The sequence below is a fragment of the Glycomyces sp. NPDC049804 genome (assembly GCF_040674615.1).
Taxonomy (GTDB): domain Bacteria; phylum Actinomycetota; class Actinomycetes; order Mycobacteriales; family Micromonosporaceae; genus Glycomyces; species Glycomyces niveus.
This window is the reverse complement of the sequence record NZ_JBFAMQ010000009.1, coordinates 85,519-108,008: the sequence shown is the minus strand read 5'-3', so window position 1 is coordinate 108,008 and position 22,490 is coordinate 85,519. Positions and strand designations below refer to the sequence as shown.

Here is a 22,490-nt window from a genome sequence, read left to right as displayed (position 1 = left end):
TAGCTCGTATCGGGGCGGCGAACCGCCCCAGCGAAGAGGAGGAAGTCAATGAAGATCGCTGTCATCGGCGGGACCGGGCGCATCGGATCGCAGGTCGTGGACCTTTTGAACGACCGCGGGCACGAGGCCGTGCCGCATGCGCCGTCGACCGGGCTCGACGTGCTGAGCGGGCAGGGGATGCCCGAGGCGCTGCAGGGTGTCGACGTCGTGGTCAACCTGACGAACTCGCCGACCTTCGACGAGGCGTCGTTCGAGTTCTTCCAGAAGAGCATGGACAACATGCTGCGGGCCGCCGACGCCGCCGGGGTCGGCCACGCCGTGATCCTCTCGATCGTGGGCGTGGACCTGGTGCCCGAGCTCGACTACTACCGGGCGAAGACGCTGCAGGAGGACCTGCTCAAGGCCGGACCGGTGCCTTTCACGATCGTGCGGTCCACGCAGTTCTTCGAATTCGTGGACGCGGTGATGTCCTGGACCTCGGACGAGAACGCGGTGCGCCTGCCCGCCACGCCCGTGCAGCCGATCGCGGCCGCGGACATCGCCGCGGCGGTGGCGGACGCGGCTTCGGGCGCGCCGCTGCAGGGCACGCGCGATGTGGCGGGGCCGGAGGTGTTCGCGCTCGACGAGCTCGGCCGGATCACCCTCGCCGCCCAAGGCGACCCGCGCCCGGTCGTCACCGACGACACGGCCGGGATGTTCGCCGCGGTCAAGGGGGACGCCCTGGTCCCCAAGGGGGAGGCCGTGATCGCGAAGACCACGTACCGGGAGTGGCTCGCGCGTTGATCGAGTCGGGGCCGCGCCGCGCGCGGCCCCGCTCTGCTCAGCCCCGCTGCGGCAGCGCCGTCAGCTTCTCGGGGTTCACCATCCACAGCACCTGGTCGATCCCCTGGTCGGAGGCGCTGACGGTGATCACGCCGTAGACCTCGCCGTCGCGGCGCAGCACCGCGCCCGTCTGCCCGTTCACCTCGACCAGTTCGATCTCGAGGGCGTCCCAGAACCAGGTCGCGATGGCCGCGAGGAACTTCGCCACCCGCATCGAGCCGACGACCGGGCGGCGCGAGACCTGGTGCGCGCCGTTGCCGTCGGACACGCTCGCCACGTCGGCGGCGAACAGCCGCTCCAGGCCGTCCATGTCGCCGGAGCGCGCGGCGGCGAGGAACGCCGACAGCAGCCGGCGCTGCGCGTCCGGTTCGGCGGGTGTGCGCCGCCCTTCCGCCATGCGCTTGCGCGCCCGGCTCACCAGCTGCCGGACCGCCGGCTCGCCGGCCCGCAGGATCTCGGCGATCTGCGCGTACGGGTAGTCGAAGGCCACTCGCAGCACGTACGCGGCGCGCTCGTTGGGGGAGAGCTTCTCCATGACCATGAGCGCCGCGAACTCCAGCGCCTCGCCGCGCTCGGCGCCGAGGTACGGGTCCGCCTCGGTGTCGACCGGTTCGGGCAGCCACGGCCCGATGTAGGTCTCGCGCCGGGCCCGTGCCGACTTGAGCGCGTTGATGGCGAGACAGGTCGTGGTGGTCGCGAGGAACGCCGCGGGGTGCTCGACCCGCGCGCGGTCGTACGCCTGCCAGCGCAGCCAGACCTCCTGCACCAGGTCCTCGGCTTCGGCGGCGCTGCCGAGCATCCGGTACGCGATGCCGAACAAACGCGGCCGAACCTCGGTGAAGACGGCTGCGGCCTCGTCGAGCGCGTCGTCCGGCCGCCGCTCCGCCTCAGTTGTCACACCGCGCCCCTTCCGCTCGCCCGCTCCGGAGCGTACTCCGCGGAGGGCGGAGCCGCCCCCCGCGCACAGGGCATTCATATACTTGACTACGTTAATTAAATCTCGCTACGATCGCCGGGAGCGCTCCCGAAAGGACGTTGCGATATGGATGTCAAACGAAGCAGGCGACTGGCCCTCACCACCGCCGCGGTCGCGGCCCTCGGCGCAGGCGCGCTGACGATCGCCACCGCCAACCAGGCTCAGGCCGAGGAGGGCTGCGAGGTCGAGTACCGGATCGTCAGCAGCTGGGGCGGCGGGTTCCAGGCGAACGTCGCCGTCACCGCCGCCGAGCCGATCGACGGCTGGGAGATCACCTGGGACTTCCCGGCCGGCACCGCCGTCTCCAGCGCCTGGAACGTCGACTGGAACCAGTCCGGCACCGGTTTCAGCGGCTCCGACGTGGGCTGGAACGCGGCCATCGGCTCCGGCCAGACCCGTGAGGTCTTCGGCTTCATCGGCTCCGGCAGCACCGCCGCCCCGCAGGGCATCGCCGTCAACGGGGACCTCTGCGACGGCCAGTCCGAGCCCACCGGCGGACCCACCGACCCGACCGCGACGCCCACCGTCGACCCGCCCGGCGAGCCCGTCGCGATCATGCCCCTCGGCGACTCCATCACCGGCAGCCCCGGCTGCTGGCGCGGCAACCTCTGGGACCTCCTCGACCGGGCCGGCCACGAGGTCGACTTCGTCGGCTCCCTCTCCCAGGCCTGCAACCCGACCGGCTCCGACCCCGACCATGAAGGCCACGGCGGCTACCAGGTCACCCAGTCGGTCGCGAACGGCAGCGTCCGCGGCTGGCTCGAGCAGCACACCCCCGACGTGCTCATGATGCACTTCGCCACCAACGACGTCTGGTCGGCGATCCCGCCCTCGCAAATCCTCGCGGCCTACACCCAGATCGTCGCCGACCTGCGCGAACTCAACCCGGACGCGGTCATCCTCGTCGCGCAGATCATCCCGCTGCACCCCGATCCGTCCTTCGGCTGCACGGACTGCCCGCAGCGCGCGATCGACTTCAACGCCACCATCCCGGGCTGGGCCGCCGGCCTCACCACCGCCGAGTCCCCGATCGTCGTGGTCGACCAGTGGACCGGCTTCGACCCCGCCGTCGACACCTACGACGGCGTCCACCCCGACGAGGACGGCTACGCCAAGCTCGCCGCCAACTGGTTCGAAGCGCTCGACCCGATCCTGTCCTGACCGACTCGGCCCACCGGGCGCCCGGCGGTTCCTTGCGCGTTCCGCCTGGGGCGCCGACCGGCAGGGGGCTGCGCACCGCTGACGCATGGCGCCGCTCACCCGTTGGGTGAGCGGCGCTGATGTTTCGCGGCCGGTCACTGGCTTTCGCAAGCGGTCCCGTCGCTGTCGCCGTCCAGGTGCTCTGCGTACCGATCGTCGGTTGCGGGGATGTCGGTCGCCCCGTCAGCGCGAGCCTCGGTGCAGTTGTCGTACTGGGAGTCCTGAGGAGCCTGCCCTTGTCCCTCGGAGTCCTGCGCGGTTCCGCTCCAGTTCTCACATCCGACGCCGTCGTTGTCGGCGTCCAGATGCTCGCCGAACCCGTGCTGTCCTTCTAGGACGGGAGCCGCGCCCGCATCGCGGGCCGCCTCGCAGTTCTCGTACTCGAAGTTCGGATCCGTCTCCGCGTCCGATTGTTCGTCGGTGTCCTCCATCGACGTTTCGCCGGAGGTGTCGTCGTCCGACTCCTCCATCATCGCTTCCTCGTCGAGCGGCTGGAAGTCGACCAGTTCGAAGTCGTGGGTGATTTCCCGTTCTTGCGTTCGTTCTCCGCCTGCGGGCGAAGTCGCGATGACGCCCAGGACGAGCGTCATGACCCCCGCTGCTTCGAGCAGCAGCCGAGGCAGTAGACGATTGCGGTGAGATTGCGTTTCGTGCCGTCTGTTGTGGACTGACGGCGAGGACGGTGATCGCATCACTACCTCCAATAGCATCGCTTTCGTGCTATTCGACGACCCCTCTGGGGCCTCCCTCGAAGGATAGGTCGGCGATTGGGGTCGAGCACGCAAGATGCGGAATCGAATTGCGAGACCCCTGGTCGCGAAGGGCGATGTGGTGCGGCCCGGTTGTTTTCGGCACGGGACGACCGTGCCGAAAACAACCAGAGAACGCTGATCGGAAAGGTGCTTTAGAGGACCACGCCCTCGATCTCGAACGTCTGCACCGTGTTCGCCGGGAACGCCCGCGAGAACCGCTTGGAGGCGACCTGCGTGTCCGTGTACCGCGCGTACCGCTCGGAGCCGCCGGTCTGGGTCGACCAGCGCGTGACCGTGCCGTTGGGAACCGTGCCGAACCGCGAGAGGTCGTACGTGATCGTCTGGGCCGTGCCGTAGTTGGTGGTGACGAGCACGAGCCGCCGCGCGGCGGCGTCGTAGGCCGCGACCGTGTTGGCCTCGCCGCCGTCGATGATGCGCATGCCGGGGCGGATGTGGCGGACGTACTGGGCGTACACGAAGTACTTGGCGTTCGCCGAGCCGAGCGTGCCGGTCTCGTTGTTGGCCTCGATGATGCCCCAGCCGCCGCCGTCGAGGACCTGCCAGTAGCACCACGCGGTCGGGTGCAGCCAGCGGAAGTCGAGGTTGAGGTTGCGCGCCAGGCGCATGCCGGTGGCGTCGTTCTCGCCGTACTCGGAGTTCCAGAGCTTCTTCCCGGCGGCGCTGACGGCGCTGTAGACCGAGTCGCGGCGGCCGTTCTCGTACTGGTAGCCGTGGACGTTGACCTTGGCGATCTTGCCCTTCGCGGAGCCGGTGAGCCCGTTCCAGGTGCTCACGGCCTGGTCGTACAGGGACTCGTCGGAGGCGGTGATCGGCATCCACGAGAGGCCGCGCGCGTCGAGCTCGGCCCGCAGGTGGTCGATGACGACCGACTGGGTGGCGACGTTGAAGTGGCAGCCCTCCTGGGTGCCGGTGGCGGTCCACCAGTTCGCGATGGGCTCGTTGAAGGGGTCCACGTAGTCGAAGTCGACGCCCCAGTTGTCGTGGGCGTACTTCGCGATGGTGGCCATGTAGACCGCGTGCTGCTGCCGGTTCCACGACTGGAGGTTGTCGGCGTTCCCGTCCGCGCCGCCGGAGGGGTTGTGGTTCACGCACATCCACCACATGGGCGAGTTCGAGAACAGCTCGAAGATGTTCGCGCCGCGGTCGCGGGCCTTCCACATGAGGTTGCGCTGCGCGCTGTCGACGAACCAGTTCCAGCTCGCGGAGGCCGGGTCGCTGGAGTTCCAGTCGAGCCAGTAGCCGTCGATCTGGCGCGAGCGCATCATGTTGGGCGAGACGACCATCGACTCGCCGTTGATCGAGTTCGTGGAGCACGCCCCCGCGTTGTAGCGCACGATGTTGAGGCCCAGGCCCGGCAGGTTCGCGCCCCCGAAGGCCACGGTGTTGCGGGTGAACATGATGTCCGCGAGGTCGTTGCGGTTGCCGAAGGCCTTGCCCCACCAGGCCAGCGAGGTGCCCCATCCCTCCCAGGTGCCCCAGTTCGTCGTCGGCACCGGGGTGGTCGTGTAGTCGGCCTGGGCCGAGGACGCGACGGCCCCCGAGCCGACGGCGCCGACTCCGGCGGCGGTGATGAGTGTGCGGCGACGCATGCGGGCCTCCATTGGCTCGGGCGGTGAGAGAATCCGATGATCGCACCCGGAATTGAGAAAGTCAACTCCTTCGATAAAGCATGAGAAGAAGTGGAACCCTAGCGCACGGACGCGAATGAATCGACAGATGTAAATCCGACTCGAAGCGCTCGCGAGGCAGTCCCGGCAGAGCCGCCGGCCGCGTCGCGCACGAAGGTAGGGTGGGGCCGTCAGCGACCGAAAGGGGTTTCACGTGAGCATCAGCGTGCTGTTCATCGGCGGTACCGGCCGCATCTCCACCTCCTGCGTGCGCGAGGCCGTGCGACTGGGCATGGACGTCACCGTCCTCAACCGCGGCCGCACCGCCGAACGCCCCCTCCCCGCCGAAGTCGCCATCCTCACCGGCGACGCCAACGACCCCGCCTCCGTCCGCGAAGCCCTCGCCGACCGCACCTTCGACGCCGTCGTCAACTGGGTCAACTTCACCCCCGCGCAGGTCGAGCGCGACATCGAGCTCTACGCCGACCGCACCGGCCAGTACCTCTTCATCAGCTCCGCCAGCGCCTACCAGACCCCGCCCGCGTCCCTGCCCGTCACCGAGTCCACCCCGCTGCGCAACCCCTACTGGCAGTACTCCCGCGACAAGATCGCCTGCGAAGACCTCCTCGTCGCCGCCTACCGCGACACCGGCTTCCCCGCCACGATCATCCGCCCCTCCCACACCTACGACGAGACCATGCTGCCCTTCGACGGCGGCTGGACCGTCGTCGAGCGCATGCGCCGGGGCAAGCCCGTCATCGTCCACGGCGACGGCACCTCACTGTGGACCATCACCCACGCCCGCGACTTCGCCGTCGGCTTCACCGGACTCCTCGGCCGCGACGACGCGATCGGCGAGGCCTTCCACATCACCGGCGACGAGGCCCCCACCTGGAACCAGATCTACGGCTGGGTCGCCGAAGCCGCCGGCGTCGAACCCCGCCTCGTGCACGTCCCCAGCGACGCCATCGCCGCCGCCGATCCCCACTGGGGCGCAGGCCTCCTCGGCGACAAGGCCCACTCCATGGTCTTCGACAACGCCAAGGTCAAGCGCCTCGTGCCCCAGTTCGGCCTCGGCGCCACCCCCTACAAGCTCGGCGCCCGCGAAGTGATCGAGTGGTACGACGCGCACCCCGAGCACCAGACCGTCGACGCCGAAGCCGACAGGACCATGGACTGGCTCGCGGACCGCTACGCCCCCAAAGCGATGTAGCGATCAGTCGCCCGCGAGCTCCCAGCCGTCGGGCACCAGGTCCGCGTCCTCGCACAGGAGGGCGCGGCCCTCCTTCACCCGCACCTTGTCGACGTACACGCCGCGCCCCTGGTACGCCGGGTCGCTCGTGTACCGCCACCGCACCCGCGCCGCCCCGTCCGGCAGCACCGCGTCCGCCTGGATCCACCGGCGCCCCGCGAACCCCGAGAACACGCCCTCGGTCCGCCAGCAGTGGTCCTCCGTGCGCAGCGACAGCGGCACCGCCGTCCACGTCGCGCCGTCGGCGCTCGCCTCCAGCACCGCCTCGTCCGTCGCCTCGGTGTCGTACCACAGCGCGAACGACGCCTTCGCCCCCGAGGTCGCGCGCGGCAGCACCGCCGTCAGCGTCGCGGTCACCGCATCCGCCTGGCCCGCATACCAAGCCGTGCGCCCGGTCTTCGGCTTCACCGGCACCGCCCGGCCCATCGGGCGGCTCGCCGCCCGCCGGTACGCGCTCGCCGTGCCCCAGTTCCGCGTCGGGTGGACCCGGTTCGTCAGCAGCACCAGCATCGTCCCCGCCAGCGGGTCGAGCACGAGCGACGTGCCCGTGTAACCGGTGTGCCCCACCGTGACCGGCGAACTCATCGCGTCCATGTACCAGCGCTGGTCGAGCTGCCAGCCGAGGCCGCGCGCGGCGCTGTCGCCCATGCCGGCGTTCATGTCGGTGAAGACGAGCCGCGCGGTGTTCGGGGTGAGGATCTCGGCGCCGCCGTAGCGGCCGCCGTTGAGGATCATCTGCCCGAAGACCGCGAGGTCCCAGGCGGTGGCGAAGACCCCGGCGTGCCCGGCGACGCCGCCGAAGGCCCACGCGTTCTCGTCGTGCGCCTCGCCGTGGACCATGCCCCGGCCGGTCCAGGGCTGGTACTCGGTGGCGGCGGTCCGCGCCCGGTCGGCCAGGTTGTACCCGGTGTCCTTGAGCCCCAAGGGCTCGCAGATGAGTTCGGCGACGAGCGCGTCGAGGGGCTTCTCGGCCACGATCTCGAGGATCTTGCCGAGCACGATCAGGTTGAGGTCGGAGTACTCGTAACCGCTGCCGGGCGGGCGGCGCAGCGGCCGCGCGTAGATCGCCTCCATGCGCGCCTGCTCGTCGGGCAGGCTGTACAGGTTGATGAACGCGATCATGCCGGAGGTGTGGGAGAGCAGGTGCCCCAGAGTGATCGGGGTCTTCTGCGGGTCGAGGGCGTCGAAGTCGGGCAGGTACTCGACGACGGGCAGTTTGAGGTCGACGAGTCCCTCATCCATGAGCGCGCCGGTCACGGTGGCGGTGAACAGCTTCGAGATGGACGCGAGGTCGTAGACGGTGCCGGTCTCGGCGGGCAGCCACTCGGCGGGCGGCAACTCGATCGCCGTCTTCGCCGCCTCGTCCCAGCCGGAGTAGCGCAGCCGGTGCCCGCCGGCCGCGTGCTCGACGACGACGCCGTCACGCGCGGCGAGCACGGTGTAGCCGGGGAACGAGGGCGCCGGCCCCGCCATGAACGACTCGAGGCCGGGGGTGATGCGGGCGATGTGGGCGGCGGTGAGGCGGGCGTCGCCGCACGAGCCGTACCGCAGTTGAGCAGGGTTTTCAGGGAACGTCACGTCGTAGGGGCCGGCCGTTGGCGGGCCGGTGAGTTCGGGCATGGAGGGGATCTCCTCGGCGTTGGCGCGGGAGGCCAGCGCGAGCGCCAGCGCCGCCCCCGCCGCGCCCCCGAGCATGGTTCGACGCTGCATTCGTGTCTCCTGGTTATCGTGCCATCACTAAGCGGTGCGGCGATAGAGCAAATACGACTCTCTTTGCTCGGAAAACGCATCCAATTCCTCGGCCCACAGCGTCGTCACCTCGTCGACGTCGGCGCCCGCCTCGATCGCGAGGCGCACGGCCTGGTTCCCTGTCAGCTTGTCGAGCCAGAACGAGGTCGTGTCCTGCGAGCGCCACCCGTACTGCGGGAAGGCGCGCCGCTGGGCGATGATCATCGCCAGCGCCGTCCGGATCGGGTCGAAGTCCCGCCTGGAGGTCACCTGCAGCTCGACGCCGCCGCAGACCTTGCCCGCCCATTTCGAGAACGTCGGCGTGAAGTACGCCTCGCGGAACCGGGCACCCGGGAGGCCTTGCACCGCCTCGGCCCAGGCGTGGTCGATCCCGGGCGCGCCGAGCAGTTCGAACGGCTTGGTCGTGCCGCGCCCCTCCGAGAGCGCGGTCGCCTCGAACAGGCACGTCCCCGGGTAGGCGAGCGCCGTGGCCGCGGTGGGCATGTTGGGGGACGGCGGCACCCACGGCAGGCCGGTCTGGTCGAAGTGCATGTCCCGCTTCCAGCCGCGCATCTTCACGACGGTGAGGTCCGCCGGGGTCGCGACGAACTCGCCGTTGAACAGGGACGCGAGTTCGCCCACGGTCATGCCGTGCCGCTGCGCGATGGGCTTGAGCCCCACGAACGTGGCGTGCTCGGGGTGGAGGACCGGCCCGCTCGCCTCGCGGCCCGTCACCGGGTTCGGCCGGTCGAGCACGACGAACCGCAGTCCGAGCTGCCCGGCCGCCTCGAGTGCGAGGTACATGGTCCAGATGTAGGTGTAGAACCGCGAGCCGACGTCCTGGATGTCGAAGACCAGCGTCTCGACCCCGGCCTCGGCCAGCAGTGCTGCCATCTGGTCCTTGTTGTTGTAGGCGTTGTAGACCGGGATGCCGGTCTTCGGGTCGAGGAAGAAGTCCTCGCCCTCGCCGGCCTGGGAGACCCCGCGGAAGCCGTGCTCGGGCCCGAACACGGCCACGAGGTCCACGTTGCCGCTGGCGTGCATGAGGTCCACCTCGTGGCTCAGGTCGGGGAGCACGCCGGTGGGGTTGGAGACGACGCCGACCCGCTGCCCGGCGAGTGCGGCGAAGCCGTCCTCGGCGAGCACTTCGATGCCGGTGCGGACCCGCCCGCCGCCCGCGGCGGCCGGGACGGCGGCGGTGGTCGCGAGCGCGGCCCCGGCCAGTGCGCTCCCCAGGAGCCTCCTGCGCTGCATGGCGATCCCCTTCACTCGTACGAGAGGCCGTGGCCGAAGGCGAACAGGACCGATTCGGGGTCGTCCGCGCGCGGGATGTCGACGGGCAGCCGCCCCTGCGGGTCGAGGTGGCCGAGGACGGCGGCGACGGCCGATTCGAGCCCGTCGGCCGAATACGAGTAGGTCGCCAGGTAGGCGTTGACGTCCTCGGTGAGGTGCGCGATGTCGTACGGGTTGCGGACGCCGAGCGCCACGACGGGCACGCCGGTGGCGGCGAGGGCCTTGACGAGTGCGACCTGGCCGGGGTTGTCGCCGACCCCGTTGGTGCTCACCACGATGAACGCCTTCCCGTCCGCGGCGGCGACAGCCGCGTCGATCTGGGCCTGGGTCGGGGCGATGCCGGTGACGACGCGGGCGGGGGAGAAGCCGCGCTTGGCGAACTCGGCGGTGAGCACGTTCGTGGTGGTCTCGCCCCAGCCGGTGACGAGGAGCGCGCCGCCGTCGGTGGGGATCGGCAGGGTGCCGTCGTTGGTGACGAGGGTCGTGGTCCGGTCCGAGAGCGCTTGGGCCGCTTCGAGGTGCGCGGGGATGCCGACGATGGAGGCGACCTCGCCGGGGTCGGCGTACGGGTCGTCGTAGAGCCCGAGCCGGTACTTGAGGCCGAGGATGCGGGTCACGGACTCGTCGATGCGGGACTCGGTGAGCTCGCCGGAGGCGACGGCGGCGAGGACCGCGTTGTAGGCCAGGTCGAGGTCGACGGGCATGAGCAGCATGTCGATCCCGGCGAGGAGGGCGAGGACGGGAATGCGGTCGTCGCCGTAGCCTTCGCGCACGCCTTCCATGGCGAGGGAGTCGGTGACGATGACACCCTCGTAGCCCAGCTCCTCGCGCAGCAGCCCGGTGAGGATCGGCTTGGAGAGGGTGGCGGGCGTCAGGGTCGGGTCGAGGGCGGGGAACTGGATGTGGGCGCTCATGATCGCGCCGACCCCGGCCTCGACGGCGGCGCGGAACGGCGGCGCGTCGATCGTCTGCCACTCCTCGTAGGTGTGGTCGATCTGCGGCAGGTCGGTGTGGCTGTCGTCCTCGGTGTCGCCGTGGCCGGGGAAGTGCTTCACGGTCGCGGCGAGGTCGCCGCGCGCCTGGTAGCCCTCGACCTGGGCGGCGGCGAACCCGGCGACGTGCTCGGCGTCGGACCCGAAGGAGCGCACGCCGATCACCGGGTTCGCCGGGTTGACGTTGACGTCCGCGTCGGGCGCGAAGTTGAGGTTGAGGCCCATCGCGCGCAGCTCGGTGCCGCTGATGACGGCCGCGTCGTAGGCGGCCGCGGTGTCGTGGGTCGCGCCGAGCGCCATCGCGCCGGGCAACTGCGTCGCGGGCGCGGTGATCCGAACGACGAGGCCGTGCTCCTGGTCGGTGGCGATGAGCAGCGGCTCGCCGCCGTCCGCTGTGGACGCGGCCTGGAGGCCGTTGGAGAGGCCCGTGATCTGGGCGGGGTTCGCGACGTTGTTCGACCAGGTGAAGTAGATGATGCCGCCCACTTTGTAAGCGGCGATGAGCTCGGCGGCGTTGTCCACGCCGTGCGTCTCCTGGTTCTTCGCGACGTCGGCGGCGTCCGTGGTGTCGGCGGTGCGCCCGTAGGCGTACACCGTGAACAGCTGGCCCACTTTCGCTTCGAGGCTCATGGCCTTGAGGCGGCGCTTGACGAACCGCCGCTCTCCCTTGTCGCCGTGGGCTTGGGCGGTGCTCGCGGTGGCGGCGGCCGCGGCGGCGCCGAGGGCGGCTGCGAGCACGGTCCGGCGGGGATGCGTCATGGGCTCCTCCAGGTGGGGCGGGTCCTTTTTTGACCTAGTCGACCCGATCGGCCCATCCTGGCAGAAAACTTCATGTGAAGGCAAGCCTACGGAAAAAATTTTCAGACAGTGTTCAAGCGAGCGCGGGCTCCGCGAAGTGGAGGGTCCCGGCGTCGGCGTCCAAGGTCGCCCTGAGCCCCAGCGGGATCGTCAGCGAACCGGCGCAGTGGCCGAACCCGAACTCCTCGACCACCGGGAGGCGCAGTCCGGCGAAGCGGTCGCGCAGGACCGCGCGGACCTCCTCGTACGGTCCGCAGTCGGCCCACGAGCCGAACAGGACGCCCCCGAGGCCGTCCAGGTACCCGGCCCGTTCGAGCTGGGTCAGCGCCCGGTCGATCCGGTAGGGCGCTTCACCGACGTCCTCGAGGAGCAGCAGGCCGCCGCCCACGTCCTGGCGGTGGTGGCACGTCCCGGCCTCGGCGGCCAGGAGCGTCAGCGTGCCCCCGAAGGTGACCCCGGTGGCCGTGCCGCCCCGCAGCGGCTTCGCCGTGGGCGACGCGATCCGCTGCACCCGTTCGGGTTCGAACAGGGTCGCCCGCAAGTGCTCCCGCATGGCCGAGTCCGATGCGAACAGCGACCAGCTCGGCATCGGCCCGTGGATCGAGGCGACGCCCAGCTCCACGGCGATCGCCTCGTGGATCGCGGTCATGTCGCTGAAGCCGACGAACGCCTTCGGCTCGGCCGCGCGGAGGTCCTCCCAGCCGACGTGCTCGACCATCCGCTGCGAGCCGTACCCGCCGCGCGCGGCGACCACGGCCGCGAAGGACGGGTCGAGCCAGGCTTTCGCGAAGTCCACGGCCCGATCCGCGTCGGTCCCGGCGAGGTACCCCGCACTGTCGGCGGCGTGCGGCATGAGGACCGGCTCCAGGCCCCAGCTCCGCAGGACCGCGAGCCCGGCGTCGAGCGCGCCCTCGGGGTACGGGCTCGCGGGGGAGACGATCGCGACCCGGTCGCCGGGCGCGAGCCGCCTCGGGCGGCGCAGCGGCTTGAGGCTCACGGCTTGAGCTCCAGTTCGAAGTCGGGGCCGGGGAACGCGAAGACCTGCGCGTACAGGGCGTGCTCGGCGAGCACCGCGTCGATGACCGTGGCGTCGCGGCGGAAGCCGTGCTGCTCGCCCTCGTAGGCGCGGTAGGCGTGCGGCACGCCCCGGCCCGCGACCGCCCGGAGCAGCCGCTCAGCCTGCTCGGGCGGGCAGACCTCGTCGTCCAGGCCCTGCAGCAGCAGGAACGGGACCTCGATGCGGTCCGCGTGGTGCACCGGCGAGCGCAGCAGCGAGCGCTCCTCGAGGACCTCCGGCCCGCCCACGAGCGAGTACACGTACTGCGACTCGAAGTCGTGCGTGCCGTTCCCGGTCCAGCCGGAGAGGTCGAGGATCGGGTACTTCACCACCGCGCACGCGTAGACCCCCCGCGCCGCAGGGGAAGTGAGCGATGCGGCGGCGGTCCAGCCGCCCGCGCTGCCGCCCCGGATCGCGATCCGCGCGGGATCGGCGGCGCCCTCGGCGGCCAGCGCCCGCGCGACGGCCGCGCAGTCCTCGACGTCCACTTCGCCCCAGCGTTCGCGCAGCCGCTCCCGGTACTCGCGGCCGTAGCCGGTGGAACCGCCGTAATTGACCTCGACGACGCCGATGCCGCGCGAGGTGAAGTAGGCCAGCTCCATGTCGAGCACCGCCCGCACATGGCTGGTCGGCCCGCCGTGGACCCACACCGCGTAGGGCGGCAGTTCGCCTTCCGGCCCTTCGTGGTCGGGGTTGAGGGGCGGGTAGACGTGCGCGTGGATCTCGCGCCCGTCCGGCCCGGTGAACGTCCGGTCCTCGGGGACCGGATAGTACGCGGGGTCCACAAGGTCCTCGTTCGCGGCGGCGACGACCCGCGCCGTGCCGTTCACCGCGTCGACCTCGACCACCTCGTAGCCGGTGTGCGGGGTCGCGGCCAGGCCGTACACGCGGTCGCCGACGGCCGCGATCCCCGGCGCCCACTCGGTCCAGGGCCCGTCGACGAGGTTCATCTTCCGGTCCCACGCGTCGAACACGCCGAGGCGGCCCTCGCCCTTGCCGTGCACGGCCGCGATGTCGCCGCTGGCGAGGATCTGGAACCAGCGCTTGCCCAGGTCCCACATGGGCCCGGCGAACTCCTCCTCCGCTTCGTGGACCGTGCCGGACTCGCCGGTGAACGGGTCGATCCAGTGCAGGTTCCACCAGCCGGTGCGGTCGCCGGTGAACACGAGCGTGCTGTCGCGCGACCACTCCACCTGCGCGATGGCCTCGCCCTCGCCTCCGGCGACCGTCCGGACCTCCGCCAGCGACCCGTCGCCGGTGACCTCCGCGACGCGCAGTTCCGTCTCGTCCCAAGGCATGTGCGGGTGGTTCCAGGCGATCCACGCGACCGAGCCGCCGTCCGGGCTGAGCTTGGGGCCGGTGAGGAACCGGTACGCGTCGTCGGTCAGCTCCCGCACCGCCGCCGCCTCGCCGCGCCCGGTCAGGCCCACGGCCGCGAGCACCCGCCGCACCTCGGTCGGCTCCGGCCCGGTGTGCTGCTCCATGACCGCCCACGCCTCGAACCGCTCGAGGTCGATCACCGGATCGCACCAGCGCAGCCCCCCGGGCCGCTCCGGCGCGGGCGAGACCGGCCGCGGCTCGCCGCCCTTGTCGGGCTCGAACACGTACAGGCGCTGGTCGTCGAAGTTCGTGAAGACCACGATCGGCGAGCCGTCCTCGAGGATCGCGCCCGCCCACGGCCGCCCGCCGTACTCGTGGACCCGGTTGCGCACGTTCCACGGCGGGGGCAGGACCGACACGGCGGTCCCGTCCTCGGTGCGGCGCATCAGCGCCCGCCGCCCGCTCTCCTCGGGACGCGGCTCGGTCCACCACAGCTCGCCGCCGACCGCGCCGAGGTGGCCCGGCCGGCCGTCGGCGGCCGCGACCATCGCCGCGGTGATCGGGGATTCCCAAGCGCCGTAGGGGGACTGCTTGCTCATGAGCGACCTTTCTCAGGCGTTGCGCAGGAAGTCGTCCAGGACCTTCAGCCCGAACCGCAGGCCCTCGACCGGGACCCGCTCGTCGACGCCGTGCGCGAGCCGCCCGTACCCGAGCTCCGCGGTCTGACCGAGCGGGGAGAACCCGTACCCGGTGATGCCCAGCTGCGCGAACTGCTTCGCGTCGGTCCCGCCGGACATGCAGAACGGCACCGGGAGACCCTCGGGGTCGAACCTCCGCACCGCCGCGCGCATCGCGGCGAACGTCGGGGAGTCGACCGGCGCGGCCAGCGGCTGCGTGCGGTGCTGGTACTCCCAGCGCACGTCGGGACCGCACAGCTCGTCCATGGTCGCCTCGAACTCGGCCTCGCCGCCGGGCAGCACCCGGCCGTCCACTTCGGCGTAGGCGTGCTCGGGAATCACGTTGACTTTGTACCCGGCCCGCAGCACCGTGGGATTCGCGCTGTTGCGCAGCGTCGACTCGACCAGCTGCGCGGCCGGGCCGAGCTTCGCGAGGAGCCCGTCCACGTCGTCGAGGTCCGGTTCGGCGCCGTACACCGCGGCCAGCTCGGTGAGCGCCGCCCGCACCGTGGGCGTCAGCCGCAGCGGCCACTCGTGCGCGCCGATCCGCGCGACCGCGGCCGCCAGCTTCGCGACCGCGTTGTCCGGGTTGGCCTTCGAGCCGTGCCCGGCCGTGCCCTCGGCGGTCAGCCGCAGCCACGCCGTGCCCCGCTCGCCCGCCGCGATCGGATAGAGCCGCAGCCCGTTCCCGCCGTGGAACGTGAACCCGCCCGACTCCGAGACGCCCTCGGTGCAGCCCGCGAACAGCTCCGCGTGCGCGTCCGCGAGGTACCCCGCCCCGAACTCGGCGCTGGCCTCCTCGTCGGCGGTGAACGCCACGACGATCGGCCGCCGCGGCCCGACCCCGGCCTTCGCCCACGCGCGCACGGCCGCGAGGACCATCGCGTTCATGCTCTTCATGTCGATCGCGCCCCGGCCCCACAGCATCCCGTCGCGGACCTCCCCGGAGAACGGGTGCACGCTCCAGTCCGCGGCCTCGGCCGGGACCACGTCCATGTGCCCGTGCACCAGCAGCGCCGGGGCCTCCGGGTCCGTCCCCTCGATGCGGGCCACCACATTGGACCGGCCCGGCGCCTTCTCCAGGATCTGCGACTCGACGCCGACCTCGGCCAGCTTCGCCGCCGCGTACTCGGCCGCCTCGCGCTCGTTCCCGTCCCCGCCACCGCGATTGGTGGTGTCGATCCGGATCAGCTCCGACGTGAACCGCACGACCTCGTCGAGCGCCTCCGCGCCGATCGGCTCACCCATATCGCTCCTCCATCGCCGCCGAGGCGATCGTCGTAACGGCCTTGAAGCACCGGATGGCCTCGTACATCGTGGGCAGGTCGAAGCCGACCCGCCGCTCACCGCACCGCTCCACGCCCGGGATGACCGTGACGGCCCCGGCCAGGTGCTCGGCGTCGAACTCGACCTCGATCCGGTGCGGCTCGACCACGGCCTCGCGCCGCCCGGCCAGCGCCACCGCCTCGGCCGCGCCCTTGCGGATCGCGCGCACCGCCCACTTCGGGGTCCGGCACGCCGCCGCATACCGCGAGACGTAGTCCTTCACCGCGATCCCGACGGCCTTGGGCGCGTACTCGCGCGCGTCCTCGATCGTCTTGTCGTCGCCGGTCACCATGATCACCGGGACCCCGAACTCGGCCGCCACCGCCGCGTTCAACCGGCCCTCGCCGGCGCGCACGCCGTCGAGCCACACGCCGGTGATCGTGTTCGCCAGGTAGGTGTGCGCGAGCACGCCCTCCAGGCCCGCCCCCGCGTGGTAGCCGAGGAACACCACCGCGTCAGCGTCCCGCACGCCTTCCATCATGGACAAATCCTTGTGCCGGCCGCTCACCACCGTCACCGGCCACTCGAACCGCTCGACCATGAGGTTCCGCATCGACCAGTGCGCGTCGTTGACCACGACCTCCCGCGCCCCGCCCCGGTGCAGCCCCTCCACCGCGGCGTTCACCTCGTCGGTGAACAGCGGCCGCATCCGCTCCCAGCCGGGACCTCCCGGGAGCACATCGTCGGGGCAGGTGACACCCGTGGCGCCCTCCATGTCGGCGCTGATCAGAATCCTCACACCCCGATCCTCGCATCCGCGTGCGGGGCACGGTCGAGATGGCACGCGACCAGATGCGGTTTCGCCTCGGCCCCAAGGATCTCCGGGTCCTCACCCGTGCACCGGTGCAGCACCGGCGCGGCGTTCCCCGACGCCACCTCCTGGCAGCGCGGCCGGAACCGGCACCCGCCCGGGATCTTCGACGCGTCCGGCAGCTCCCCGGCCAGCACGATCGGCTCCGCGACGGGGGACTGCGCCTCTGAAAACCGTGGGAGCACCGACACCAGCGCCCGCGTATACGGATGCCTCGGAGCCGTGAGCACCTGCTCCACCGGCCCCTGCTCCACGATCCGCCCCAGGTACATGATCGCGATCCGGTCCGCGATGCTCCACGCCAGACCCAGGTCGTGCGTGATGATGAGCGACCCCAGGCCCTGCTCCTCCTTGAGCCGCAGCAGCAGCGCCAGGATCTCCCCGCGCACCGACGCGTCGAGTGAGGCGACCGGCTCGTCCGCGATGAGCAGGCTCGGCTCCAGCACCAGCGCCCCCGCGATCACCACCCGCTGGCGCTGCCCGCCCGACAGCTCGTGCGGGTACGCCAGGAAGAACTGCTCCGGCGGCCGCAGGCCCGCGCGCGACAGCGCCGCCGCCACCCGGCCCGGCTCGTCGTCACCGATCCCGTGGATCCGCAGCCCCTCGGCCACCGCGTCGTACACCGTGTGCCGCGGATTCAACGCGCCCGTCGGGTCCTGCAGCACCAACTGCACCCGCCGCCGGTACGCCTTCAACGCCCGCGTCGAGTACCGCAGCGGCACCCCGTCGAACGCCACCGTCCCGCCCGTCGCCCGCTCCAGACCCAGCAGCGTCCGCGCCAACGTCGTCTTGCCGCAACCGGACTCGCCCGCCAGCGCCACGATCTCGCCCGGCGCCACGTCCAGGTCCACCCCGTCCACGGCCCGCGCCACCCGCCCGCCCGGCAGCCCGAACTCGACCCGCAGCCCCCGGGCCGTCAACGCCCTCTCCTCAACCGACAACGGGCATCCCTTCCTGCGCGACGAAACAGGCGCTCACCCGCGCCGCACCCACCTCGAGCAGCTCCGGCGACTCGGCACCGCACCGCTCCACCGCCACCGCGCACCGCGGCCGGAACGAGCAGCCCTCCGGCAGCCGCAGCGGATCCGGCGGATCGCCCGCCAGCCCGCCCGGGTTCATCCGCGCCGCCGGGTCCCCGATCACCGGGAACGCCGCCCCCAGCGCGGCCGAATACGGGTGCCGCGCCTGCGCGAACACCTCGTGCGCCGGCCCCTGCTCGACGATCCGGCCCGCGTACATCACCGCCGCCCGGTCGCACACCGCCGACAGCACCGACAGGTCGTGGCTGATCATGACCAGGCCGACGCCCCGCTCCCGCACCAGATCCGAGATCAACCGCAGCACCTGCGCCTGCACCATCACGTCCAGCGCCGTCGTCGCCTCGTCGGCGATCACCAGGTCAGGATCGCACGCCAGCGCCATCGCGATCATCACGCGCTGACGCTGCCCGCCCGACAGCTCGTGCGGGAAGCTCCGCGCCCGCGACGGCGGCAGCCCCACCCGCTCCAGCAGCGCCTCCGCGCGCTTCGCGGCCTGCGCCGGCGTCGTCTTCGGCTCGTGCACCAGGATCGGCTCGGCGATCTGCCTCCCGATGCGCTGCACCGCGTTCAGCGAGTGCATCGCCCCCTGGAACACGATCGACGCGCCCGTCCACCGCACCGCCCGCAGCCGCCCCCACCCCATCGCGAGCAGGTCCTCGCCGTCGAGCAGGATCTGCCCGCTCACCTCGGCGCTCTTGGGCAGCAGCCGCAGCACCGCCATCGCCAGCGTCGACTTCCCGCACCCCGACTCCCCGGCGATGCCCAGGGTCTCGCCGGCGTCGACCGCGAGGTCCACGCCCCGCACCGCCGGGAGCCGCCCGCGCGAACCCCGGTACGTCACCCGCAGGTCCTTGAACTCCAAGAGCGTCACGATGCACCCCGCAGCCTCGGATTGAACACGGCCTCCAGCGCCCGGCCGCACATCATGAACGCCAGCACCACGACCAGGATCGCGATGCCCGGCGGCAGGAGGTACCACCACGCGTGCGCCGAGACCGCCCCGTTCTCCGAGGCCCGGTTGAGGATCGACCCCCACGACACCACGCCGGGGTCGCCCAGGCCCAGCCACGCCAGGGACGACTCCATGAGGATCGCCGAGGGCACGAGCAGGGTCGCGCTGGCGAGCACGAGCGGGAGCACGTTCGGGAGGATGTGCTTGGTCATCTGGTGCCAGTGGCCCGCGCCGAGCGCCTTGGCGCGCTCCAGGTACGGCCTCGACTGGACCGTGAGCGTCTGGGCGCGCACGAGCCTGGTCGTGCCGGGCCAGGACACGAGGGCGATCACGGTGATGGTGGTGGCCATGCTGCGGCCGAGCACGGCGAGGAGCGCGATGGCCACGACCAGGCTGGGCAGCACCATGAACCAGTCGGAGAGGCGCAGCGCGACCCACCCGTACCAGCCGCCGATGTGGCCGCTGGTGACGCCCACGGCGGTGCCGATGACGATCGCCACGACGGTGGCGGTGAGTCCGATGAGGAGCGAGAGGCGCGAGCCCCAGACGGTGAGCGCGAGGATCGAGCGGCCGGTCTCGTCGGTGCCGAGCGGGTAGGCCGCGCTGGGCGGGGCCATGCGCTCGCCGGTGGCGCGGGTGACGCTGAGCGCCGACTCGTCGATGAGGACCGGCGCGGCGAGGGCGACGACGACGATGGCGCCCAGGAGGACGAGCCCCCACATGCCGGTCCTCTGGCCGCGGTAGGCGGTCCAGGACCGCTGGAAGGACTGCCGCCGCCGCGCCCATTTGAGGGCGCGCGGAGATACGGTGGTCGTACTCGTCATGACCTGCGGATCCTGGGATCGATGAACCAGTAGAGGACTTCGGCGCACAGCACGGCGACGATGGTCGAGCTGGAGAACAGCACGAACAGGGCCTGCAGCACGGGCCGGTCGGGGTAGAAGATCGCGTTGACGAACAGCGTGCCGAGGCCGGGCCAGCTGAAGACCGTCTCGGTGACGATGGAGCCGTTCACGACCGAGCCGAGCGCGAGGAACACGAGTGTCACGGTGGGCAGCAGCGCGTTCGGCACGGCGTGCTTCTGGCGCACCTCGTCGTCGCGCAGGCCCTTGGCGCGTGCGGTGGTGAGGTAGTCGCTCCCGATCTCGTCCAGGATGGACGACCGCATGATCATGAGGTACCCGGCGTACACCACGGCCGTGTAAGTGAGCACGGGCAGCACGAGGTGGTGGCCGATGTCCACGGCCTGCGACCAGAAGTCGGGCGGGGTGCTCGGCGAGCGCATCCCGTTGACGGGGAACAGCCCCAGGTACCGGGCGAAGACCAGGATCACGATCATGCCGAGCCAGAACGTGGGCGCCGAGTAGAGCACGAGCCCGGTCGCGACCTGGCCCTTGTCGAACCGGCTGCCCTGCTTCCAGCCCGAGCGCGTGCCGATCCAGAACCCGAGCAGGACCGCCAGGACCATGCCGGTGCCCGAGAGCAGGAGCGTGGCGGGCAGCCGCTCGACGATGAGGTCGAAGATCGGCCGCCGGTACTGGAAGGACTCGCCGAGGTCCATGGTGAGCGTGCCGGTGATGTAGTCCCAGAACTGCTGCCACAGCGGCCGGTCGAGGCCGAGTTCGGCCCGCATCGCCGCCCGCTGCTCGGGCGAGACCGGCCGCTCCTTCGTGAGCTGGTCGATCGGGTCCCCGGCGATGAGCCGGAAGATGAAGAACGAGGAGAACAGCACCAGCAGCAGCGACACGGCCGCGCCGCTCACGTGCTTGAGCAGGTACCGCCCGAACCCTGTTGAGGCCCGGGCGGCACGCCCCGCGGACGGCGCCTCGGTGGAGGCGCCGTCCGCGGGTGGGAGCGGGTCGGTCATTCGCGCTCGTCGGCCGTCTGCTTGCGGCGCATCACGAAGAACACCGCGGCGGCCGCGGCCAGCACGGCCGCCGCCGCGACCGCGATCCACACGCCCATCGGCACGCCGCCGTCCTCTTCGGCGTCGGCGGGCTGCGCCGTGTAGTACGACCAGGTGAAGCCCTGCTGGCCGGTGTACATGCCGCCGCTCGGCTGCGGGGACATGCCGGTCACGCGCTCGTGGTTGAAGGCCTCCATGACGTTCTGGTAGTACAGCCAGATCACCGGGGTGTCGGTGTAGAGCAGTTCCTGCTGGCGCTTGACGAGCTCGGCGCGTGCGGCCGGGTCGGACTCGACCTTCTGCTGCTCGTGCAACTGGTCGAACTCGGCGTTGCAGTAGGAGTTCTCGCTCGAGCGCTCCGAGCCGTCCGTCAGGGTCGGCAGCACCGCGCAGGTGTGCATGCCCAGCTGCTCGGTCGGGTTGGGGCCCACGCCCCAGCCGGAGAACGCGATGTCGAACTCGCCGAGGTACGCCAGGTCGTTCAGGGTGCCCTGCTCGATCGCCTGGGCCTCGACGGCGATGCCGAGCTCGGCCCACCACTCGGTCACGAACTCCACGATGGTGGCGTACGCGGTGTTGTCGGCGTGGTGGTAGAAGCGGAAGTCGAGCGGCTCGCCGCCGCCGGGCATGGTCCGGATGCCGTCCGCGCCGCGGGCGTACCCGGCCTCGTCGAGCAGCCGGTTCGCCTCGTCGAGGTCGAACTGCACCAGGGCGTCGCCGCCGTCCCAGTGCCACTGCTCGAAGATCGCGGGGATCAGCGAGGTGGCGGGACTGCCGCTGCCGTCGAGGACGGTGTCCACGAGCGCCTGCTTGTCGATGGCGGTGTGCAGCGCCTGCCGCACGACCGGGTCCTTGAGCGCGGGGTGCCCGTCGCCGAACTCGGTGCCGTCCTGCGTGACGGTGCCGTGGTTGATGGTGAGCGAGACGTACCGGCGGCCCTGCACGTCGTTGGTGGTGATGTGCTCCTGGGACGCGAGCGCCCCGATCTGGGCCGGGTTCAGCGCGCCCTGCATGCCGTTGCCGACGATGTCGACCTCTTCGGCCTCGAGCGCGGCCACGGCCGCGTCGGTCTCGAGGTAGTACTGGTAGACGACCTCGTCGAAGCCGGGCGCGCCCTCCCAGTAGTCCTCGTTGGCCTCGAGCCGGATGAACTCGTCGGTCTGGTACTCGACGACCTGGAACGGACCCGAGCCCACCAGCGGCAGCTGGTTGGCGTCGTCGGCCGAGGGATCGGGGTACTGCGACCAGATGTGCTCGGGGACGATGTAGACCTCGCGGCTGAGCACCTCGGCCGGCGCGGGCTCGGCCAGCGTGAGCACGAACGTGGTCTCGTCGGTCGCCTCGGCGCTCACCAGGTTCGCGGCGAAGTCGATGTTCCAGTCGTGGATCGCCTGGTTCTCGATGAGCAGGCCGTAGGTGTAGGCCACGTCGTCGGCGGTGAGCGGCTCCCCGTCGGACCAGGTGGCGCCCTCGCGGATCTGGAAGGTCCACGTCAGGCCGTCCGCGGACTCCTCCCACTCGGTCGCCAGACCCGGCGTCGGCTCGTAGTTGTCGGCGCTCATGCGGACCAGCGTCTCGTACGTCATCATGCTGGTCTCGTAGGTGATCACGAACCGCCGCTTGAACGGGTTGAAGGTGTCGACCTCCTGGTTCGTGGCGATCCGGAGGGTGTCGACGTCCTCCTCCTGGGCGGCGGCGCCGGGCGCGGCCACCGCGAGCGCGCCGGCCGAGAGGGCCAGCGCGGCGACGGCGGAGAGGCACCGCCGCATCAGGGCATGGGGATTCATGGGGTGCAAGGTCCTCGCATTCGGTTCCAGGAGGCGGGCACGCCGCCGGTCCTCGATGTACCGACCAGAATGACGGAATGCTTCTCGAGTTGTCAATGAAGTGAAGAAAGTTTTCATTGCTGCAACATCGTACGACCCCATCGCCGCGAATCCGATGAGCGGATCCCGCAATT

18 protein-coding genes are annotated in these 22,490 nt (G+C 71.2%); 3 read left to right on the top strand and 15 right to left on the bottom strand.

The window, feature by feature from the left end; translation table 11 throughout:
- Window positions 1-48 precede the first annotated feature (48 nt).
- The gene (locus AB0K52_RS16305) at window positions 49-783 is read left to right on the top strand and encodes an NAD(P)H-binding protein (RefSeq protein WP_363532368.1); all 735 of its coding nucleotides are present in this window, start codon (window positions 49-51) and stop codon (window positions 781-783) included.
- 37 nt (window positions 784-820) lie between these two features.
- Here AB0K52_RS16305 and AB0K52_RS16300 read toward each other — a convergent pair whose 3' ends face one another.
- Window positions 821-1,720 carry an RNA polymerase sigma-70 factor gene (locus AB0K52_RS16300; RefSeq protein ID WP_363532366.1) on the bottom strand — a complete coding sequence of 300 codons (900 nt, stop codon included), beginning with the start codon at window positions 1,718-1,720 and terminating at the stop codon, window positions 821-823.
- Between the two features lie 144 nt (window positions 1,721-1,864).
- Here AB0K52_RS16300 and AB0K52_RS16295 point away from each other — a divergent pair, with 144 nt between their 5' ends.
- Complete coding sequence (locus AB0K52_RS16295) at window positions 1,865-2,959, top strand: cellulose binding domain-containing protein (protein WP_363532363.1); 1,095 nt, start codon at window positions 1,865-1,867, stop codon at window positions 2,957-2,959.
- A 134-nt stretch (window positions 2,960-3,093) separates the two neighbouring features.
- Here the strand turns inward: AB0K52_RS16295 and AB0K52_RS16290 are convergent, their stop codons facing one another.
- Together AB0K52_RS16290 and AB0K52_RS16285 are read right to left on the bottom strand one after the other, a co-directional pair.
- Window positions 3,094-3,588 carry an excalibur calcium-binding domain-containing protein gene (locus AB0K52_RS16290; RefSeq protein ID WP_363532360.1) on the bottom strand — a complete coding sequence of 165 codons (495 nt, stop codon included), beginning with the start codon at window positions 3,586-3,588 and terminating at the stop codon, window positions 3,094-3,096.
- Between the two features lie 314 nt (window positions 3,589-3,902).
- Window positions 3,903-5,360 (bottom strand): glycoside hydrolase, encoded by a 1,458-nt coding sequence (locus tag AB0K52_RS16285; protein ID WP_363532357.1) that lies wholly within the window; start codon window positions 5,358-5,360, stop codon window positions 3,903-3,905.
- Between the two features lie 238 nt (window positions 5,361-5,598).
- On the opposite strand from AB0K52_RS16285, the gene AB0K52_RS16280 reads away from it, so the two are divergent.
- The gene (locus tag AB0K52_RS16280; protein WP_363532590.1) at window positions 5,599-6,591 is read left to right on the top strand and encodes an SDR family oxidoreductase; all 993 of its coding nucleotides are present in this window, start codon (window positions 5,599-5,601) and stop codon (window positions 6,589-6,591) included.
- Window positions 6,592-6,594: 3 nt separating this feature from the next.
- Here the strand turns inward: AB0K52_RS16280 and AB0K52_RS16275 are convergent, their stop codons facing one another.
- The 12 genes from AB0K52_RS16275 to AB0K52_RS16220 all read right to left on the bottom strand — a co-directional run bounded on the left by AB0K52_RS16275 (window position 6,595) and on the right by AB0K52_RS16220 (window position 22,317).
- Window positions 6,595-8,340 (bottom strand): serine hydrolase, encoded by a 1,746-nt coding sequence (locus AB0K52_RS16275; RefSeq protein ID WP_363532354.1) that lies wholly within the window; start codon window positions 8,338-8,340, stop codon window positions 6,595-6,597.
- 27 nt (window positions 8,341-8,367) lie between these two features.
- Window positions 8,368-9,618 (bottom strand): DUF1343 domain-containing protein, encoded by a 1,251-nt coding sequence (locus tag AB0K52_RS16270; protein WP_363532587.1) that lies wholly within the window; start codon window positions 9,616-9,618, stop codon window positions 8,368-8,370.
- A gap of 5 nt (window positions 9,619-9,623) precedes the next feature.
- Complete coding sequence (locus AB0K52_RS16265) at window positions 9,624-11,402, bottom strand: glycoside hydrolase family 3 N-terminal domain-containing protein (protein ID WP_363532351.1); 1,779 nt, start codon at window positions 11,400-11,402, stop codon at window positions 9,624-9,626.
- 112 nt (window positions 11,403-11,514) lie between these two features.
- Window positions 11,515-12,438 (bottom strand): LD-carboxypeptidase, encoded by a 924-nt coding sequence (locus AB0K52_RS16260; protein WP_363532348.1) that lies wholly within the window; start codon window positions 12,436-12,438, stop codon window positions 11,515-11,517.
- Window positions 12,435-14,417, bottom strand: a complete 1,983-nt coding sequence (locus AB0K52_RS16255; RefSeq protein ID WP_363532345.1) for an LpqB family beta-propeller domain-containing protein — start codon at window positions 14,415-14,417, stop codon at window positions 12,435-12,437. Before AB0K52_RS16255 ends, AB0K52_RS16260 begins: the two co-directional genes overlap by 4 nt.
- A 12-nt stretch (window positions 14,418-14,429) precedes the next feature.
- Window positions 14,430-15,743: a M20/M25/M40 family metallo-hydrolase gene (locus AB0K52_RS16250; protein ID WP_363532342.1), complete on the bottom strand. Its 1,314-nt coding sequence runs from the start codon at window positions 15,741-15,743 to the stop codon at window positions 14,430-14,432.
- The gene (locus AB0K52_RS16245; RefSeq protein WP_363532339.1) at window positions 15,736-16,560 is read right to left on the bottom strand and encodes a M55 family metallopeptidase; all 825 of its coding nucleotides are present in this window, start codon (window positions 16,558-16,560) and stop codon (window positions 15,736-15,738) included. The genes AB0K52_RS16250 and AB0K52_RS16245 overlap by 8 nt, the downstream gene beginning before the upstream one ends.
- Complete coding sequence (locus AB0K52_RS16240) at window positions 16,557-17,573, bottom strand: ABC transporter ATP-binding protein (RefSeq protein ID WP_363532336.1); 1,017 nt, start codon at window positions 17,571-17,573, stop codon at window positions 16,557-16,559. Before AB0K52_RS16240 ends, AB0K52_RS16245 begins: the two co-directional genes overlap by 4 nt.
- Window positions 17,563-18,543 (bottom strand): ABC transporter ATP-binding protein, encoded by a 981-nt coding sequence (locus AB0K52_RS16235; protein WP_363532333.1) that lies wholly within the window; start codon window positions 18,541-18,543, stop codon window positions 17,563-17,565. Before AB0K52_RS16235 ends, AB0K52_RS16240 begins: the two co-directional genes overlap by 11 nt.
- Window positions 18,540-19,448 (bottom strand): ABC transporter permease, encoded by a 909-nt coding sequence (locus AB0K52_RS16230; RefSeq protein ID WP_363532330.1) that lies wholly within the window; start codon window positions 19,446-19,448, stop codon window positions 18,540-18,542. The genes AB0K52_RS16235 and AB0K52_RS16230 overlap by 4 nt, the downstream gene beginning before the upstream one ends.
- Window positions 19,445-20,491, bottom strand: coding sequence for an ABC transporter permease (locus AB0K52_RS16225; protein WP_363532328.1), 1,047 nt, complete (start codon window positions 20,489-20,491; stop codon window positions 19,445-19,447). The genes AB0K52_RS16230 and AB0K52_RS16225 overlap by 4 nt, the downstream gene beginning before the upstream one ends.
- Window positions 20,488-22,317, bottom strand: coding sequence for an ABC transporter substrate-binding protein (locus AB0K52_RS16220; RefSeq protein WP_363532325.1), 1,830 nt, complete (start codon window positions 22,315-22,317; stop codon window positions 20,488-20,490). The genes AB0K52_RS16225 and AB0K52_RS16220 overlap by 4 nt, the downstream gene beginning before the upstream one ends.
- Between the last annotated feature and the right edge of the window lie 173 nt (window positions 22,318-22,490).

Bases quoted from the DNA above. Each gene is read 5' to 3' on its own strand.
- AB0K52_RS16255 (WP_363532345.1), bottom strand. From the start codon at position 14,417: ATGAGCAAGCAGTCCCCCTACGGCGCTTGGGAATCCCCGATCACCGCG.
- AB0K52_RS16225 (WP_363532328.1), bottom strand. From the start codon at position 20,491: ATGACCGACCCGCTCCCACCCGCGGACGGCGCCTCCACCGAGGCGCCG.
- AB0K52_RS16290 (WP_363532360.1), bottom strand. From the start codon at position 3,588: ATGACGCTCGTCCTGGGCGTCATCGCGACTTCGCCCGCAGGCGGAGAA.
- AB0K52_RS16305 (WP_363532368.1), top strand. From the start codon at position 49: ATGAAGATCGCTGTCATCGGCGGGACCGGGCGCATCGGATCGCAGGTC.
- AB0K52_RS16265 (WP_363532351.1), bottom strand. From the start codon at position 11,402: ATGACGCATCCCCGCCGGACCGTGCTCGCAGCCGCCCTCGGCGCCGCC.
- AB0K52_RS16295 (WP_363532363.1), top strand. From the start codon at position 1,865: ATGGATGTCAAACGAAGCAGGCGACTGGCCCTCACCACCGCCGCGGTC.
- AB0K52_RS16220 (WP_363532325.1), bottom strand. From the start codon at position 22,317: ATGAATCCCCATGCCCTGATGCGGCGGTGCCTCTCCGCCGTCGCCGCG.
- AB0K52_RS16275 (WP_363532354.1), bottom strand. From the start codon at position 8,340: ATGCAGCGTCGAACCATGCTCGGGGGCGCGGCGGGGGCGGCGCTGGCG.
- AB0K52_RS16250 (WP_363532342.1), bottom strand. From the start codon at position 15,743: ATGGGTGAGCCGATCGGCGCGGAGGCGCTCGACGAGGTCGTGCGGTTC.
- AB0K52_RS16230 (WP_363532330.1), bottom strand. From the start codon at position 19,448: ATGACGAGTACGACCACCGTATCTCCGCGCGCCCTCAAATGGGCGCGG.
- AB0K52_RS16285 (WP_363532357.1), bottom strand. From the start codon at position 5,360: ATGCGTCGCCGCACACTCATCACCGCCGCCGGAGTCGGCGCCGTCGGC.